General features: G+C 57.1%; 16 protein-coding genes and 3 pseudogenes. 7 read left to right on the top strand and 12 right to left on the bottom strand.

Features of this window, described 5'->3' with window-relative positions; translation table 11 throughout:
• From U1A24_RS06130 to U1A24_RS06115, 4 genes and pseudogenes are all read left to right on the top strand, one after another.
• Nucleotides 1–265, top strand: a pseudogene (locus U1A24_RS06130) (IS21 family transposase); the annotation flags it as partial.
• 74 nt (nucleotides 266–339) lie between these two features.
• Nucleotides 340–705, top strand: coding sequence for a hypothetical protein (locus U1A24_RS06125; RefSeq protein ID WP_322321088.1), 366 nt, complete (start codon nucleotides 340–342; stop codon nucleotides 703–705).
• A 941-nt stretch (nucleotides 706–1646) separates the two neighbouring features.
• Nucleotides 1647–2498, top strand: coding sequence for a CHAD domain-containing protein (locus U1A24_RS06120; RefSeq protein WP_416173464.1), 852 nt, complete (start codon nucleotides 1647–1649; stop codon nucleotides 2496–2498).
• Nucleotides 2495–3247 (top strand): ParA family protein, encoded by a 753-nt coding sequence (locus U1A24_RS06115; RefSeq protein WP_322321087.1) that lies wholly within the window; start codon nucleotides 2495–2497, stop codon nucleotides 3245–3247. The genes U1A24_RS06120 and U1A24_RS06115 overlap by 4 nt, the downstream gene beginning before the upstream one ends.
• Nucleotides 3248–3458: 211 nt before the next feature.
• On the opposite strand, the gene U1A24_RS06110 is transcribed toward U1A24_RS06115, so the two are convergent.
• Nucleotides 3459–3701 (bottom strand): hypothetical protein, encoded by a 243-nt coding sequence (locus U1A24_RS06110; RefSeq protein WP_322321090.1) that lies wholly within the window; start codon nucleotides 3699–3701, stop codon nucleotides 3459–3461.
• A 187-nt stretch (nucleotides 3702–3888) separates the two neighbouring features.
• Between U1A24_RS06110 and U1A24_RS06100 the strand changes: the two are divergent.
• Nucleotides 3889–4077: pseudogene (locus U1A24_RS06100) on the top strand (IS5/IS1182 family transposase); the annotation flags it as partial.
• Nucleotides 4078–4105: 28 nt separating this feature from the next.
• On the opposite strand, the gene U1A24_RS06095 reads toward U1A24_RS06100, so the two are convergent.
• The 8 genes and pseudogenes from U1A24_RS06095 to U1A24_RS06060 form a co-directional block, all read right to left on the bottom strand.
• Complete coding sequence (locus U1A24_RS06095; protein ID WP_322321086.1) at nucleotides 4106–5713, bottom strand: flotillin family protein; 1608 nt, start codon at nucleotides 5711–5713, stop codon at nucleotides 4106–4108.
• A 27-nt stretch (nucleotides 5714–5740) separates the two neighbouring features.
• Entirely contained in the window at nucleotides 5741–6484 is a 744-nt protein-coding gene (locus U1A24_RS06090) for an OB-fold-containig protein (protein ID WP_322321085.1), read from the bottom strand.
• Nucleotides 6485–6724: 240 nt separating this feature from the next.
• Nucleotides 6725–7006 (bottom strand): annotated as a pseudogene (locus U1A24_RS06085) (transposase); the annotation flags it as partial.
• Between the two features lie 287 nt (nucleotides 7007–7293).
• Nucleotides 7294–7950, bottom strand: a complete 657-nt coding sequence (locus U1A24_RS06080; RefSeq protein ID WP_322321084.1) for a class I SAM-dependent methyltransferase — start codon at nucleotides 7948–7950, stop codon at nucleotides 7294–7296.
• A 4-nt stretch (nucleotides 7951–7954) separates the two neighbouring features.
• Nucleotides 7955–9181 (bottom strand): DUF3419 family protein, encoded by a 1227-nt coding sequence (locus U1A24_RS06075; protein WP_322321083.1) that lies wholly within the window; start codon nucleotides 9179–9181, stop codon nucleotides 7955–7957.
• A gap of 3 nt (nucleotides 9182–9184) precedes the next feature.
• The gene (locus U1A24_RS06070) at nucleotides 9185–10009 is read right to left on the bottom strand and encodes a UDP-2,3-diacylglucosamine diphosphatase (protein WP_322321082.1); all 825 of its coding nucleotides are present in this window, start codon (nucleotides 10007–10009) and stop codon (nucleotides 9185–9187) included.
• Between the two features lie 111 nt (nucleotides 10010–10120).
• Nucleotides 10121–10288: a hypothetical protein gene (locus U1A24_RS06065; RefSeq protein ID WP_322321081.1), complete on the bottom strand. Its 168-nt coding sequence runs from the start codon at nucleotides 10286–10288 to the stop codon at nucleotides 10121–10123.
• 311 nt (nucleotides 10289–10599) lie between these two features.
• Nucleotides 10600–11130, bottom strand: a complete 531-nt coding sequence (locus tag U1A24_RS06060) for a polymer-forming cytoskeletal protein (protein WP_322321080.1) — start codon at nucleotides 11128–11130, stop codon at nucleotides 10600–10602.
• Nucleotides 11131–11351: 221 nt separating this feature from the next.
• Here U1A24_RS06060 and U1A24_RS06055 point away from each other — a divergent pair, with 221 nt between their 5' ends.
• A complete protein-coding gene (locus U1A24_RS06055) occupies nucleotides 11352–11813 on the top strand; it encodes a hypothetical protein (protein WP_322321079.1) in 462 nt (153 codons plus the stop codon).
• A 225-nt stretch (nucleotides 11814–12038) separates the two neighbouring features.
• Here U1A24_RS06055 and U1A24_RS06050 read toward each other — a convergent pair whose 3' ends face one another.
• Nucleotides 12039–13043 (bottom strand): sensor histidine kinase, encoded by a 1005-nt coding sequence (locus U1A24_RS06050; RefSeq protein ID WP_322321078.1) that lies wholly within the window; start codon nucleotides 13041–13043, stop codon nucleotides 12039–12041.
• Nucleotides 13044–13206: 163 nt separating this feature from the next.
• Between U1A24_RS06050 and U1A24_RS06045 the strand changes: the two genes are divergently transcribed.
• Entirely contained in the window at nucleotides 13207–13572 is a 366-nt protein-coding gene (locus U1A24_RS06045) for a hypothetical protein (protein ID WP_322321077.1), read from the top strand.
• Here the strand turns inward: U1A24_RS06045 and U1A24_RS06040 are convergent.
• Together U1A24_RS06040 and U1A24_RS06035 are read right to left on the bottom strand one after the other, a co-directional pair.
• Complete coding sequence (locus tag U1A24_RS06040) at nucleotides 13541–14398, bottom strand: sugar phosphate isomerase/epimerase family protein (protein ID WP_322321076.1); 858 nt, start codon at nucleotides 14396–14398, stop codon at nucleotides 13541–13543. The genes U1A24_RS06045 and U1A24_RS06040 overlap by 32 nt on opposite strands.
• Nucleotides 14398–15543 carry a dihydrodipicolinate synthase family protein gene (locus tag U1A24_RS06035; protein WP_322321075.1) on the bottom strand — a complete coding sequence of 382 codons (1146 nt, stop codon included), beginning with the start codon at nucleotides 15541–15543 and terminating at the stop codon, nucleotides 14398–14400. The genes U1A24_RS06040 and U1A24_RS06035 overlap by 1 nt, the downstream gene beginning before the upstream one ends.
• Nucleotides 15544–15546 lie beyond the last annotated feature (3 nt).

The raw sequence follows: 15546 nt of genomic DNA, 5'->3' as shown, positions 1-15546 counted from the left end.
CGTGCTGCACCACGATGAACAAGCCGTGCTGACCGCAGTAGAACTGTCGCTGGGCGAGGGCGTGCCAACCAAGACGCACGTGCTGAACCTGGTGCACCGCCTGATCGACGGCAAGGTGATCGGCGGGCCGCCGCTGGATACCCCACAGGCACTGGCCCTGCACCGCGAGCCCAAGGCCAATGTCGAACGCTATGACGGCCTGCGTGCCCAGCTCGCAGGAGGCCAGAGTAAGCCGTGGATAGCGATAGCGGTTCGACAGAGCTGACGTAGCCAATGTGGCTAGTCGGGGCCAACAGTGCTTGCCTAGGCAACAAACGTGTATATACAAGGTATATACCTTTGGAGATTGTGATCATGGGAAAACATAAGACAGAAGCTAAAACTAAAAAGAAGAGCAGTCAGCTCGTCATCCGGTTAGAAAAGGGTGAACGCGATGCGTTCGTCACGCTTTGTGAACGTTTAGATACCAGCGCAGCACGTGAAATACGTCGATTCATGCGTGAACTGGTCGCAGCGCATGAAGGCGAAGTGCTTATCTCTGGCATCGGATTGGAAACCGCCGAGATTGCGGTACTGGATGACGCCACGCCTGCCGATGTTGCTGCAGCACCGCTGGAACCAGAAGTACACGTCGAACCTCAAGTCGAAGTGCCGATAGTCGAGACCGAAAAACCCAAGAAAAAGTCGAGCCGGGCACGACAGTAATTTCGTCGGGTAGCTGACCCGCGACCTGCCTGCCAGCTATAAACTAACTACTTGCTGGTTCCTCGCGCCTGAGATTACCGGAACTTTACCGGTCATGCCGCACCTTGCCGCAAGATCTGAGCCTCCCAGTCTGCGATCACGACAGGCAGTCTAAGGTCGCCTGTTCCCATTGGCGCCAGACTAAGCTTAGGCAATTTGCAAAAATCTGGCAAACGGCGACAGCTACCCTCGCACCCCGAAAGAACAATCCATGCAATCCGAAAGCGCCTGCTATTATTTATCAACAGAAGCAGCGAACCGCTTGTCGGAGCCATCCTTCGGAAAACTGAGCCCCTTGCTGACGTTGGAGGCGGGAGCGGCTGTATTCAGAATACTCGATTGCTTCGATCAGTCTTTGCAGCGCTCTGGCCGGATACTTGTGGAGACAGGCGGTTCACTTGAGCTGTTCATGGCGGATGGACAAATGCTCTCCCAATCCGCAAATCGCGACCCGCGGTTCATTGCTGATCTTCCTTATGGCCCGGTCAAACAGGCACTGGCAGATATATCGCCGTTGCGTAGCCTGCTGCCCATTGGATCTGGGACCTTGCGTCGGGCAACATTGGTGCTTCTCGACAACGATGAGAAGACTCACTGTCGCGCACATCTTCGCTTTATGACCGATACAGGGAACGAGGGCACAGTCTTGGTCACGTTGCAGGGGCTACGGGGCTACGGGGCTACGGGGCTACGACAGGTCTGTCGCAGCGCTGCGCAGACAAATCGAGGTCTGCGGTGGTGCTGAACTGAGCTGTGGCGGGTTTTATGCGGAACTCTTCCCCGGACACCTCGCTTACAATGCCAAGCCGGAGATTATTGTCGAGCCACAGGATACCGCGCTCGACGCCGCTAACAAGATTATTTCAACCTATATTCCCGTCGCACGCGCGAACGAAGCGGGAATGATCGGGGATCTCGACACCGAATTCGTTCACGATTACCGCGTTGTTCTGCGCAAAATCCGTTCGGTTCTAAGTCTTTTCAAAGGCGTGTACACCAAGCAGTTGACAGATGAGCTCAAGGCCAAGTTCTCAGAGATGATGGAGCCAACCGGCCGACTGCGCGATCTGGACGTTTACCTGCTTGAAAAGCAAAAGTTTTACGACCTTCTGCCGCAATCCCAGCACAGCGGTTTAGCCTTGATGTTCAAGCTGTTCGCAGAACAGCGCGTAACCGAGATCACCAAACTGGTGCGCCATCTGCACAGCAAAAGCTACAAGAAGGAGATTTCACGCCTTGAGAAACTATTCAACAAACCAGAAAAACTGAAGCCTGGTCCGAAAGCTGATATGAGGGCGCTTGACTATGCCAGCGCCCTGATCTGGAAGCGCTACAGCTTAGTCCGAAAGACCGCAGATCAGCTTGGCCCGGAAACAGATGATGCGGAAGTGCACGCGCTGCGCATACACTGCAAGAAGCTGCGCTACCTCATGGAATTCTTTGGTCCGGTTTTCCCGAAATCGGAGTTCAAATCCCTAATTAAGCCGTTGAAACAGTTGCAGGACGCACTCGGGCTATTCAATGACTGCTCTGTGCAGCAGGCGAGTCTCCAGGATTTTCTGCACAAAGGAGGCGATTGGCCAAATGTCGTCAGTCTTGCAGTGGCTCAAAGCGTGGGAGCGCTTACCGCCGTTTTGCACCATCGGCAGATCGAGCAGCGCGCCAAGGTCATCGAGAGCTTTGCACAATTTAATGAACCGGCCATGCAAGAGACCTTCCGAAATCTCTTTCATGCGCGTGAGGGCAAAAAATGAAGATCATTGCCTGCTATTCCAACAAGGGCGGCGTCGGCAAAACGGCTGCTTCTGTCAACCTTGCCTATGCGTCGGCAATGGCAGGAAAACGTACTTTGCTTTGTGATCTTGATCCCCAAGGGGCATCTGGATTCTACTTCAGAGTGAAGCCATCGAAAAAATTGACTGAGGCAAGCTTCTTTGACGACGTGGAGAAGTTTATCAAAGCGATCCGGGGCAGCGACTATGACAATCTCGATATCCTGCCCGCAAATATGAGTTTCCGTGATTTCGATGTCTTTCTGTCACGCATGCGAGATACCCGCTCCCGTCTGAAGAAGGCCCTCAATACAGTGCAAGCCGACTATGACCTGATCATACTCGATTGCCCGCCCAACATCTCGACTTTGTCTGAAAACGTATTCCGCGCAGCGGACGCAGTCCTTGTCCCCGTGATCCCAACAACCCTCTCGCAGCGCACATTCGAGCAGCTTGTCGATTTCTTCAAACAGAACGATCTTCCCGTGAAGAAACTGCATGGATTCTATTGCATGGTTCAGGGTGTCAAAAGCCTACACGTCGAGACGATGGACGCAATGAACAGCGCATACAAGAAACGCCTCATGCAGACAAAAGTGCCATTTGCCTCCGATGTCGAGCGCATGGGGGTGCACCGCGCTCCTGTCATGGCCAGCGCGCCGAACAGTGCGGCCAGTAAGGCTTATCAGGCGCTCTACAAAGAAGTCACAACGCGCTTGGACAGCAAATGACCGTGAATTCGCCCGTCGAGATCGCACGTAAGTTTCTGGTTTCTACGCTGCCGGAACTACAAGAGTTGGTTGCGGTTCAGGTGCGCCAAGTGACCTGCCCCCGGAAGTTCCCTCAGTCTGATGCAGAGTCTGCCGCCAAAGTGACGATGCCCTCAGCTTCGGTTGGCATCGCTTCAAAGGATGAGACACGCCTGTGCCCGATTGCCATGGATCATTCCCCCGGACTGCTGGGACGTTCAACGCCCTTGATGACAATGGCACGGCGCAAATGCCGAGCGCCTTTTTCGGTCAGCATGGCGATGACAACGGCATCTGCGCGCAGCAGGGTCACGGCCCCGATCTGCTCCAACCAATCCAACTCGCCGTGGATCCATTCACGCGGCCTGTCGATGCCAAGGTGGCACAGCTCTTTGGCAATCAGGCCAGAATGCAGGCGTTCACCCACCGCTGCCACATCATTGAGACCGGAAACGACAGCTTCCGCTTCAACGCCAGTTCAGCCACCGCGTCAGCCGCCAAGAAAAAGAAGGAGACAACACACATCTTGCCCCCAGCATGACCCGAAATCCACAATAAGAAGTGGCTCACTTCTCGGTGAAAAAACCGGCTCAGTTCTGGGTGAAAATCAACACAACACAGCCATTCCCACTCGGAAAAGCCGCAAGAAGAAGATCCGCTTCGACCGCCGCCGCTACAAACGACGCAATCGCATTGAGATCATGTTGGCCAGGCTCAATGACTGGTGCCGGGTCGCCACACGATACGACCGATGCCCGATCGTCTTCCTCTCCGCCATCGCCCTCGCAGCCACAGTGGTCTTCTGGCTGTGAAAGTTAATGAGTCTGGAACCTAGATACATTACCTCTCTTCGACCTGCTCCGATACGTCAGCTATAGAAGCCGCTATTCCGTCCATGCCTTTGGTAAAATCAATGCCGACCTCTTTGCCGAGTGCGGTAAGGATTGGCATGGCAACAGCGTTGCGCTGCATGCCTGACATCACCTGATCAACGATACCGTCGGCTCCGCCCTCGGCACCGCCCGCGCCAGATGTGGGGGAGTTGCCCGACATGCCAGTGATCTGGTTGATGCGGAAGGATTGGATATGGCGCGCGGGTTCCACCATTTCGCGGATGATTGCGGGCAGCGCTTCGATCTTGGCCAGGCGCAGCTTGAAGTTCATCACCTCGGGCGAGAGAGAATTCTCGGCCTCGACCTTGGCGCGGATGGTCGAGGCTTCGGCCTCACCCTTTTCACGCTCGGCGACTGCGGCAATCTTGATCGAGTCAGCCTCTGCCCTGGCGCGGGCAATGATCGCCAATGCCTGATCTTCCGCCGCCTCACGCTCGACCCGCGCACGGACGCGGACAGAAGTGGCTTCCTTTTCGGCCTCTTTCTCGGCCTGAATGATCTCGATGTTCTTTTCGCGCTCCGCAATCGCAGTCAGTTTGGCGGTGTTGATCGCCTCTTCGGCGGTGATGGCCTCGGCACGGGCTAGCGCCGCTTGCGCTTCGGCGCGGCTTTGCTTTTCAGATTGCAGCGCGACGCTGGCCTTGGATTCCTGTCCCGCGATCTGAAGGGTAAGATCCTGTTCGATCTGCGCCGTGCGCACGCCACGCTCGCGCTCGATACGGGCAACTTCCCGCAGGCGCTCGGTTTCTTCGGCGATGCGGGATTGCTCGCGCGCTGCCCGCGCCTCCAACTCCGATACGGCAATGCGCTGGGTTTGGGTTGCTTCAGCCTCAACCCGCTCGACCTCGAGCTTCTGGATGCGGTTGGATTGTTGCGTGCGTGCGATTTCCAGTGCCGCATCTTCTTCGATGACGACACGCTGCTTTTTCTGTTCAGAGACGATGGCCGAGCGCACGCGCATGCCCGTGACGTCGAAGGTGTTGTTCTCATCCAGCTTGCTGATCGGGGTTTCATCCAGCTTGGTCAGTGCGACGCTTTCCAGTTCCAGCCCGTTGGGGCTGAGATCGTTGTTCAGCGTCTGCTGCACCTTTTGCACGAAGCTGGCGCGCGACTGATGCAGCTCGATCAGGTCCATCCCCGCCGTGATAGCACGCATAGTATCCTGCACCTTGCCTTCCAGCAGGCTGCGGATTGCACCCAGATCATTGGTGTTCTGGCCCAGCGATTGTGCGGCGCGCGCGATGGCGTCAATTTCAGGGGCAACGCGGATGAAGAACTGCGCAGCCGCATCAACGCGGCGGCTGTCCTTGGTGATCAGCCCGTCGCCACCATCCACGGTTATGGTCATGGTTTTCATGTTGACGCGCAGCAGATCATGCAGGCCGGGCAGCACAATGATACCGCCTCCCATCACAACTTTCAGGCCACCAGCGCCGGTTCGCACCAGTGCCATTTCCTGAGTGGAGCGGCGATAGAGCCGCACCATGATAAAACCCAGCACCACCAGTGCCAGCAAGATGACAGCACCGGGAATCAGAAGAGCAAGATAATCCACAGGTGGTTCCTTTCAGCTAAACAACCGTCAGCCTTGGCTGACAGAGATGATGCGGGGCTGCCGCTCGCGGGTCTTGACGATCAAAACTTCTGTTCCGGCCGAGATAATTTCGTCATCGCGCAATGGTTCTGCCATCAGGCTGTGAGTGGTGCCATACATATCGCACCAGCGCACCTGAGCGGGCTCGCCCCGCCGCGCGTCGCCAATCACGATATGGCCGCGGCGACCATTATATGTCTGCCCTGAGATCGCATGGGATTCGAACGACGGGATCATCCGCGCCGCAACAGCTGCCAGTCGCCCGCCGAGCAAAAGGCCGGGAATGACCACAATTACAAAGGCAATGCCAGCAGGAAGCATCGCGCCAACCAAGCCCTGCAACGCCAACTGCAGAAAGTATCCACAAGCTGACACGCCTGCCGCGATGCAGGTCAACGAAACAAGCAATGGGCCACGGCCAATGCCGACCAACCGCATCAACCGGCTTGCAAGTGATGGACCAGCACTTTGCAGCGACTGAATTCTGGCGGGCGGAAGGTCCAGCGTCGCGAGCTCATGCGCCGTCATCAGCCCTTCATGAAGTCCGCCGGGCTGCAGGTCTAGCTGCGGATCAAAATCATGCTCAAACTCCAGGCCATGATCTGCACCATCAATCTCAATGTTGCTGGATAGACCTAGCAAGGTTAAGGCGATTTCAATAATCAGAAGAACGACAATGAACCCTGCCAGAACAGAAAAAGGTCTTAGTTGTTCCACAAGCAAGAAATGCATTTATCGCTCTCGCAAATTACACCTGTAACTATGCGTAATCTGCGTAGACGGAGCAATGGATAAAGCTTCCGAACTGGAGCCATACAAATGCGGGTGCATGATGTGCCCCAAATAAGCGTTTGATTACCGGCTGGTCCTACTCAGAGGGGCCGTTCAATCCCAACTTAAAGCTGCTCCTGGTCATGACCTCGACTTTCACCCAAGTCATCCGTGCTTTCTAGGCGCCAGAGTCATTGTTCATCAAAGCCAGAACATGACGGCTGCTGCGAGGGTGATGGCGGAGAGGAAGACCTTCGCGCGCACGTCGCCGCGTGTTGCAATGCGGCGCCAGTCCTTCAGGCGGGCGAACATGATCTCGATCCAGTTGCGCGCTTGTAGCGCCGTTTGTCGCAAAGGACGGTCTTTCCACGAGACTTCCGGCCAGTGATGGCTGGGACGTATCCCCTTGTCTTTCAACACTTCCCGGAACCCGTCGACATCGTAGTCCCGGCCAGCGATCAGCCATTCGGCGACGGTCAGGCTGCCGTCATAAGGAACCGCAAAGGGCTGCTCTGGCATAGGTGACGGTGCTCAACCCATGCTTCGCGCACTCAATCAGACGCCCACGCTGGTCGTCGCCCCCATTTTTTCATCCGCAGGCACAAGGCGATGGGGGCGCCTTCAGCTAGCTCATCGCCTCTGCTAAACACTACGCTATCAAAGCAGCGGCCCCAAACCACGACAGATCCAATGGTATGGTGGGGTCACACCAATAGAGAGTAACGACAGGACGGCAAAGGCTAGGCTCTACCCCTTTGGAATCTGCGGTTCTACAGGCGCTGTTTGATGGCTTTGGTCAGCACACCATGCTGGACATATCCGCGCAGGCGGCCGTGACAGACCACTTTGCCACCTTGCTTGGTAGCAATCTCTGCCAGAACTGCAGTCAAATCAACGCGGGGGGCAACATGGAACTTTGCAAGCCATCGCAGAAGAATGCTGCGAAACCACAACGGCAATCCTGACTGATCGCCAAAATCAACCACATGCAACTGCCCACCAGGGGACAGATGTCGAACGGCGGTCTCCAGGGCCGCTTGCCAGTCCGGGATCATCGACACCGAGTAAGACAAAATAATTCGGTCAAACTGCACAGTGCCAAACATCTGCTCAGCTTCAAACTTGCAGGCATCTGCTTTGACGAGCGTCGCGCGCAAGCCCAACTTGTCGCGGGCTGTTCGAAGCATTTCATCGGAAATATCCAGCCCGTAGAGCGCACAATCCGGGTAACGTTTCGATATCATCGCAAGATTGCGGCCGGTGCCGCAAGCGACTTCAAGAATGCGCGCGTCCTTGCCGGGGTTCAGCGTGTTGATCAGGTGATCACGCCCCAGCAAGAAAAACCGCCGTGTCACATCATAAATCAGGCGCTGATAGCGATAGGTTTCATCCATCAATTCGGCGTGGGACAAGCTTTGTTCGGTCATCACCCTAGCCTTTGCGTCGATAAACATGAAACCCGCCGTAGATCGCTGATCGATCGTTTGCAAACCCTGTGGCCGAGGCTGCGCTGTCATAGCTCCATCCAGCAAGGATCGTAGGTTCCACCCGGCCCGGCAAAATATCGGCATGACCGCCAGTGCGGAAAATCACCCGCGCTCCGGGGGCAGCCGTGCGGCTGATCTGTTGCCAAAGAGCGTTCAACTGTGAGTCATTCATCCAATCCTGTGCATCCAGCAAGACGTAGCAATCCTTGGACTTGGCCACGGCTTCCGCCAGCAGATCGGTCAGTGACCGATTGACCACTCGCACACGGCTAGCGTGGCTGCGAATCGCTGCGAAATTGGCCGGCTCTAAATACGGTGGGACTGAGGGGTTATCTGTCCGCGCGTAGCCACGGTTAAACGCCTGCCAAGCGAAGTAGTTTTCAGTGATGGGGAAATCGCACATCAGTTTGCGCACACGTTCGCGCAGCACCGGGATCACATCACCTCCGCCATCCGCGGCCAGCTTGTCATACTGCGCGGGCGGTATTCCCAGCCCGAACAGCGATGCGCGCCGCTTTGCGAGATATTTGACAAGCCGCATTTCGAACAAAGGCGCAACCTTCGTATCGAAGAACCGCTGCTGATCAGCCAAGGTGGCTGCGTTCAGCAACATGCTGAAATCGACCCGGCCCAGACGGGCCACCAGATGAGTCATGCCAAGGAACCGACCCAGCACCCCAAAGCGGTAGAAGCCTCGCTGAAACATGGTGATCCGGCGTCGCCCCATGCGGCGGCTTTCCCAGAACTCCCGCGTTGCAGGGTCAAGATGGCCTGCGATGAACTGGTCATAGGCAGCGATATTTCCTGCAAGATCCGCTCGCCCGAAAAAATCATAGAACTGCGCCTGATCCGGCAGATGCTGCGCCGCCGCCAGTTTCAACCGTCCCAAAGCAACATGCGCGGGGGAAAGGTCGACCGCTATGATCGAATTGGGTCTGGCGGAAAGATAAGACATCACATTGCAGCCGCCCGAAGCGATGCAGATGAGATTATCCGAAGGCCGGATCTGCAGCGCCGCCATATCCACAACTGGGTCTTCCCAGATCTGCGGATAGACCAGCCCATGAAACAACCGCGAGAATAACCGCTCCAGCATTCCGGTCTGGCTTAGCGCCGTGTTCTGGTGAACTGCCGCGCCCAACTGGTCTTCAATTGTCGATGTATCGGTCATGGCTTACGCAATCTCTCTTTTCTTCTTGCGTTTCTCGCGGAGTTTGGTGAGGGCGGGATCACCCGACCTCGCGTCCTGAAACAACTTCTGGCGGCGTTTGATCGCGGCCCAGTCGATCAGATGCAGTGAGCCGTCCGCCCGCTCGCCGACGGCGGTGCAGCTTTCCACCCAATCGCCGGTGTTCACGTAGTCGATGCCGCCGATCTTGCAGATATGGGCGCTGTGTATATGGCCGCAGATGATCCCGTCGTAACCGCCAGACCGCGCCTCGTTCACCAGAACTTTTTCATATTCGCTGATGAAACTAACCGCTTGCTTGACCTGCTGCTTCGCCCAGTTAGACAGCGACCAGTACTGCCCGCCCCACAAGCGTCGCGTCTTGTTCAGCCAAAGATTCAGCCAAAGCGCGAAGACATATGCCCTGTCGCCCAGATGCGCCAACCACTTGGCGTTCACCACGATAGAGTCGAACTGATCGCCATGCGTCACCAGAAACCGACGGCCATCCGCAGTTATGTGCACAGCCGATGCCATCACTTCGATGCCGCCGAAGTGCGTACCGAAATATGACCGCAGCCATTCGTCATGGTTACCGGGAATGAAAATTATACGTGTGCCATCATGCGCCTTGGCAAGCAGGGCCTGCACCACATCATTATGTGCCTGCGGCCAATGCCAATCGCGCCGCAACTGCCAGCCATCGACAATATCGCCCACCAGATAAATCGACTCAGCCTCATGCTCTGCCAGGAACTCCAGCAGCATCTCTGCCTGACAACCCCGCGTGCCAAGATGGGTGTCGGAAAGGAACAGGGCCTGGTAGAGCAAGCATTACCCCCGCGATTGCGACCTATTGACGGGGCCAGAGTAAGCTCTGGATAGCGACAGCGGTGTGACAGCTCTATCCACGCTGCCAAACCTGCAGGCATTGGTAGCGTTTCAAAACAGACGAATATTGCCCGCTCCAAACTGCCGCGCCTTGTTCAGCAAGCGGTTCAGCAACAGCGCAAAGACATCGCCCGCATCACCCAGATGCGTCAACCACTTGGCGTTGACCACGACAGGGTCGAACTGATCGCCACGGATCACCAGCAATATGGTAACCAATGCTGGTGATATGTTCGGCCTGCGCCATCATCTCGATCCCGACGAAATGCGTGCCGAAGCAAGACCGTGGCCATTCGTTGTAGTCGCCAGTCGTCAAAATGATCCGGGCGTCGGCCTGCGCCTTGGCCGATAGTGGCTGCAACACATAGATCTGCGCCTGCGGCCAATGCCTATCGCGGCGTAACCGCCATGAAAGTGATCACAGCTTTTTGTTTAATCCCAGCCCATCTCTGAAGGAAAGACGATTGGCTGATCATCAATAAACTCAGTCTCGTTGCAACCAGCCGAGGGGCAGAAAGCGTTGAGACGTATCACAACTTGCGTTGCAGTTTGCCTTCAATCTGCGCCCCGGATTCGATGGCGATCCGTTCATGCCTGACATCGGCATGAACAACAGCACTGGCGGACAAGGAGACCTGACGCGCTGAAATGATCCCGGAAACAGAGCCCAGGACCGAGAGGTCAAGCGCCTGCACAGTCCCATCTATGCTGCCTGACTGGGTCACCCCAATTTTCGGCGCGCGCAGCAAACCGATCACCTTGCCTTGGACTTCGACCGGACCCACTGAAACCACATCCCCCTCGATCACAAGATCGCTGCCCAAGACGCTTTGACGCGCATCAGCAGTTGCCGGTTCTGGCCAGGATTCCACAAGTTCCGCTCTGTTCATGACTTCACCTCGACCAATCCACCGCAGAACCGTGACTGGATCAGAACCACATGTTGTCGGCAACCACGCCGTCAGCAGATCGGCACAGATCAGCCGGTCTGTGAATAACCAGAACCAATACGGAAGAGAACGCGCAGAATGACCAGCTGACAGAAATGGCAGATGTTGCATGAAGGATGCACCCACAGCAGCCGGGGTGTCGCCTGGAAGAACTCACTCTGACGGCCTCATAAACATGGTGTTGTTCCAGAAGTCGTGAATGCAATCCAAGGTGCAAATGCGTGTAGCGAAGCCAGACCTCTGCTCCGCGAGAATGCCTGTGAGTATATCCAACTCCAAACGTGGTTTCCCTTTTGGGGCGGCGTCCTTCATAAGTTTGAAAGGAGGACGCAATGTTCAACGCATGGAAGCTAGAAAAAGCCACAGCCACCCTTGTTGAAGAGGCGCAAGCCCTGTCGGACAGATTAGCAGCGGCGAAACCGCATATTGTGGACAGCCATGCCGCCGCTGCACAGTTTTGGGCCGCCACTTATCTTGCCCTCGGGAAAAATCTGCATGAGTTGTGCGACTGGTCCCCCTCGGCCATCGCAACATTTGTCAGCACCGCCCAGACAAAAATCGCAGCCCTGCGTAAGAAAAGAGAGTATGATAGTAGCGATGGTTTGACGATCTGGCTTCACACAGCACGCGCTGTAGCAGAGCCGCGAATTGCGCCCGCCGTCCGCCAAATCTGGCAACAGATCTTGGATACCGGGCCGAATGCGGATGCTATGGCCCATGACTTGTTACAGGACGCCGGCCTATCAGTTGACCAGGGCCGCCGCATTCCCAAGGGTTTCACCGCCGAAAATTAAGGGCTTGGTTCAGCTTGAGCTGATAAGAGCTTTGTTATTGCCTCGGTCAGAACGCCAACCTGTGCGGTTGCAGCGCCGCGCCAGCAAGACCCACCCGAATACCACCATTCGAATGCACCGTAGCGGCCGACCGCGACCGCAAGCCAAATTCAGACAGGCAATCCGGCGGGGCCGACGACCGTCACCGAATTGTTGGCGCCTCGATACACCGCTTGGTTTCTTCTCCTACGCCGCAAGAAGTTCCGCTTTTACTTCCAGGGTGACAAGCGCTCCGGCCTTTGACCATTCATAGTTGATGGACCCCCCCAGCGCGCCTTGGACGGTATTGCGAACCAGCTTGCTGCCATAGCCTTCCTGCCCCTCTGACGGCGGTGCAACCTCTGGGCCACCATGCTCGGTCCAAATGATGCGAACCTTGTCAGCCACAACGCAACCAGACACATCCAGCAAACCTTCATCCGACGAAAGTGCCCCGTATTTCAACGAGTTCGTCGCAAGTTCATGCACCACCAACGCCAGTGAGGCAGCAGCGGCCTCGCCCACCCCCATCCTGGGAACGGCGATCCGAATACGGCCAGCGAAGGCCCCTTTGTCATCATAGGGTGCCAGCAAAACAGAGAAGATATCGCCCAGTAAAGCTGCGTCGCCTTGGCTGCCCGGCAAAGGTCGCACGAGATCATGTGCCCGGCCCAAAGCCGTCAACCGATGCGTCAATTGTGCTGCCATATCTGTGACGTTCGACGAAGATCGCGATGTGATCCGCGCCAACCCGGAAGCGATGGTCAGAAGGTTCTTCACCCGATGGCTCATTTCGCCCGCCAGAAGTTCGCTGCTTTCCTCGGCCTGTTTGCGACCGGTCACATCAAGGAAAACCCCCATCACGACCCGCCTGACGATATTTTCATCGCTCCCTGTGCCGCGCGCAGAGATCCAGCGGACCTTTTTGCCAATCAGTGTCCGAAAATCAATCTCGTAGGGGCCCACAATCGCCCGCGTCGCCAAAAAGGCAGCGCGCACACGGTCTCGGTCCGCGGGGTGCACTTTTTCTGAGAGATGCTCGAAGGTCAGATCTTCATGCGGTGCGACAGACCATAATGCAAAGCCGCGCTCGTCCATATCGAAGTCGTCGGTGTCGACGTTCCAGGACCACAGAGCGATACCCGCCGAATCGACCGCTCTCCGCAGCGCACTTTCATCCCATTGGCTATGATCGGTGCGAAGTTTGCTCATCTGGCCTCCTTTTTCTGCGTAGCCATTGGTCGAACAGCGTCACACTATTGTGAAACACCGCCCTGTCCGTCAAGGGCCGCCCCAGCGCGCCGCAGGGTCAAAATGCGGTATGATCAGGTTCCGCACAAAGTCAGAGCTTTGAGGCCATAGCTTTGTTCGCGACATGTATCAAGCGCAAGCAGACCACCCGGCCCCGCAGACCCCATCTTGCTCTTCGATTCCCGGTGCTGTCATCCTGCTGGCCCTCGTGGTGCGGGGCTTTGCCATTGTGCTGTTCTATCGCCGCTCTAACCAAGAAATGGCAGCGGGCGAACTCAGCGCGGATGGCCTGAAATTTGTGATGGGCCGCAGGATCAGTTTGCCGCCCGGTTTGCCTGATCTGCGGACAAACTGGCGAGAAATATCGCAGTTGTCTAAACACCTCGCGGCGGAACGCATCGCTGAACAAAAAAGCCTCCATAGGATGGTGGCAAAACCTCCGTCCCTCCCGCCTGTCGTCAACAAATCGACCGAAACCGTTCCACCATAACATCCAACACGTCGTCCGGGCGACGCTGCCACCAGTTGCCAGCGCTGAACAGCTCAACCTCGCAGGCACCATCATAGCCCGCCGCTTCAATCTGCGCGCGGATCGCGCGCAAGTCAGCCACGCCATCGCCCATCATGCCGCGATCCAGTAAAACGTCTTGGGTGTCGGCCAGCCAATCGCACAGGTGATAGCCGTAAATCCGTTCCCCTGCGCGGGCCAACTGGCGGGCAAGATCGGTGTCCCACCAGACGTGATAGACATCAATCGCCACGCCGACATTTGGCGCGCCAATCGCATCGCAAATATCTAAGGCATCGCGCGTCGTCGTCAGGCAAGACCTGTTGCCAGCATAGACCGGGTTCAACGGCTCCAGCGCCAGTTTCACCCCACGCGCCGCCGCATAGGGGGCGGCCTCGGCCACCCGATCCGCCACCAGTTTCAGACTTTCGCCAACACCTTTGCTGCCGGGCTCGACCCCGCCGACCACAATCGTCAAGACCTTGGCCTGAAGTCCAGCAGCCATGTCTATCGAGGCGCAGAAATCATCCATAACCGCCGCGCGGCCCTTCGGGGCCATCGGCCCGACCAGAAACGGCGATCGGCACAGGCCAACCACCTCCAGCCCCGCCGCCCGCGCTTGATTGCCGATTTCAATCGCCCGCCCGCCAATTTCGCGCCGCCAGAACACAATTCCGCCAAAACCGCGCGCGGCACAGGCGTCAATCACTTGTTCTGGCGACCACCCGGCCCCCTTGCCTTCAAGGTTGTGGCCCAAGCTTGCAGTATTCAGCGCAAGGGCCGAGTGGTCATTCGTGAAGTCCCTCATCATGCGCCATACACGCCGAGAAGTTTCTTCATCCGCTCTACCGCCATATCCGGGTCGCGCAGCAGGCCGCAGCCATCCGCAAGCCGGAACACTTCGGTGAAATAGGGCAATGGCCGCATCGCCTGCGCGCCGTTCAGCATGATGAAATGGTCCTGAAAGCCGTTGAGCCAGGCCAGAAACACCACACCGGTTTTGTAAAACTGCGTCGGCGCGCGAAAGATCAACCGCGCCAGTGGCACCGTCGGGTCCAGAGTCGCACGGAAGCTTTGCGCATCGCCCTCACCCAAGCGTTGCACCGCATAGGCAGCAGCCGGGGCCAGCGGATCAAAAATCCCCAGCAGCGCGTGGGAATAGCCCGCTGCGTCGCCCTCAATCAGTTCCGGATAGTTGAAATCATCGCCAGTATACATCTTCACCCCCGCAGGCAGGCGGCGGCGCATCTGGACTTCCTTGTCCTTGTCTAGCAGCGATATCTTGATGCCATCCACCTTGGCGATATTGCCATTGATCACCGCCAACGCGGTTTCCAAGGCCTCCTCGAACGTCACCGCCCCCCAATACCCCGCCAAGCTTGGGTCAAACATCTCGCCCAGCCAGTGCAACACCACCGGATGATCGCAGGCCGCCAGCACATCGGAATAGACCCTGATGTAATCTTCTGGTCCTTTCGCCGCCTTCACAAGCGCGCGCGACGCCATCAGAATGATCCGTCCGCCCAGCGTCTGAACGGCCTCGACTTGGCTTAGATACGCCGCCCGCACCTGATCCAGCGTATAGTCTCCCGGCGGCAAATGATCGGTGCCACAGCCATTGGCGACCAAAGCCTCCGGCAACTCCGCCTTCGTGCGCCGGATCAACTCCAACGCCCCCGGCCAATCCAACCCCATGCCGCGCTGCGCCGTGTCCATCGCCTCGGCAATCCCCAGCCCCATGCCCGCGAGATACCGGCGGAACTCCATGGTCTTACCCCAATCCACCGAGGCCCGTCCCGACGGGTCATTCCCGGTAAACGGATCAGCCACCACATGCGCCGCCGAATAGACCACCCGCGCCGGATTGGCCCCCAGTGTCGCCGCAGCGATCGGCGTGCCAGTCAACGCGTAATCAACCATCCGGCCAGTCTGGTCAGGCAAAGAAATCTTCATCGT

It is taken from the genome of Cypionkella sp. (assembly GCF_034376685.1).
Taxonomy (GTDB): Bacteria; Pseudomonadota; Alphaproteobacteria; order Rhodobacterales; family Rhodobacteraceae; genus Cypionkella.
The sequence above is the reverse complement of the archived record's forward strand: the minus strand, read 5'-3'. Positions and strand labels throughout refer to the sequence as shown.

Coding starts and splice junctions, on each gene's coding strand:
- U1A24_RS06120 (WP_416173464.1), top strand. CDS start 1,647: ATGATCGGGGATCTCGACACCGAATTCGTTCACGATTACCGCGTTGTT.
- U1A24_RS06115 (WP_322321087.1), top strand. CDS start 2,495: ATGAAGATCATTGCCTGCTATTCCAACAAGGGCGGCGTCGGCAAAACG.
- U1A24_RS06090 (WP_322321085.1), bottom strand. CDS start 6,484: ATGCATTTCTTGCTTGTGGAACAACTAAGACCTTTTTCTGTTCTGGCA.
- U1A24_RS06080 (WP_322321084.1), bottom strand. CDS start 7,950: ATGACCGAACAAAGCTTGTCCCACGCCGAATTGATGGATGAAACCTAT.
- U1A24_RS06075 (WP_322321083.1), bottom strand. CDS start 9,181: ATGACCGATACATCGACAATTGAAGACCAGTTGGGCGCGGCAGTTCAC.
- U1A24_RS06060 (WP_322321080.1), bottom strand. CDS start 11,130: ATGCAACATCTGCCATTTCTGTCAGCTGGTCATTCTGCGCGTTCTCTT.
- U1A24_RS06055 (WP_322321079.1), top strand. CDS start 11,352: ATGTTCAACGCATGGAAGCTAGAAAAAGCCACAGCCACCCTTGTTGAA.
- U1A24_RS06050 (WP_322321078.1), bottom strand. CDS start 13,043: ATGAGCAAACTTCGCACCGATCATAGCCAATGGGATGAAAGTGCGCTG.
- U1A24_RS06045 (WP_322321077.1), top strand. CDS start 13,207: ATGTATCAAGCGCAAGCAGACCACCCGGCCCCGCAGACCCCATCTTGC.
- U1A24_RS06040 (WP_322321076.1), bottom strand. CDS start 14,398: ATGAGGGACTTCACGAATGACCACTCGGCCCTTGCGCTGAATACTGCA.
- U1A24_RS06035 (WP_322321075.1), bottom strand. CDS start 15,543: ATGAAGATTTCTTTGCCTGACCAGACTGGCCGGATGGTTGATTACGCG.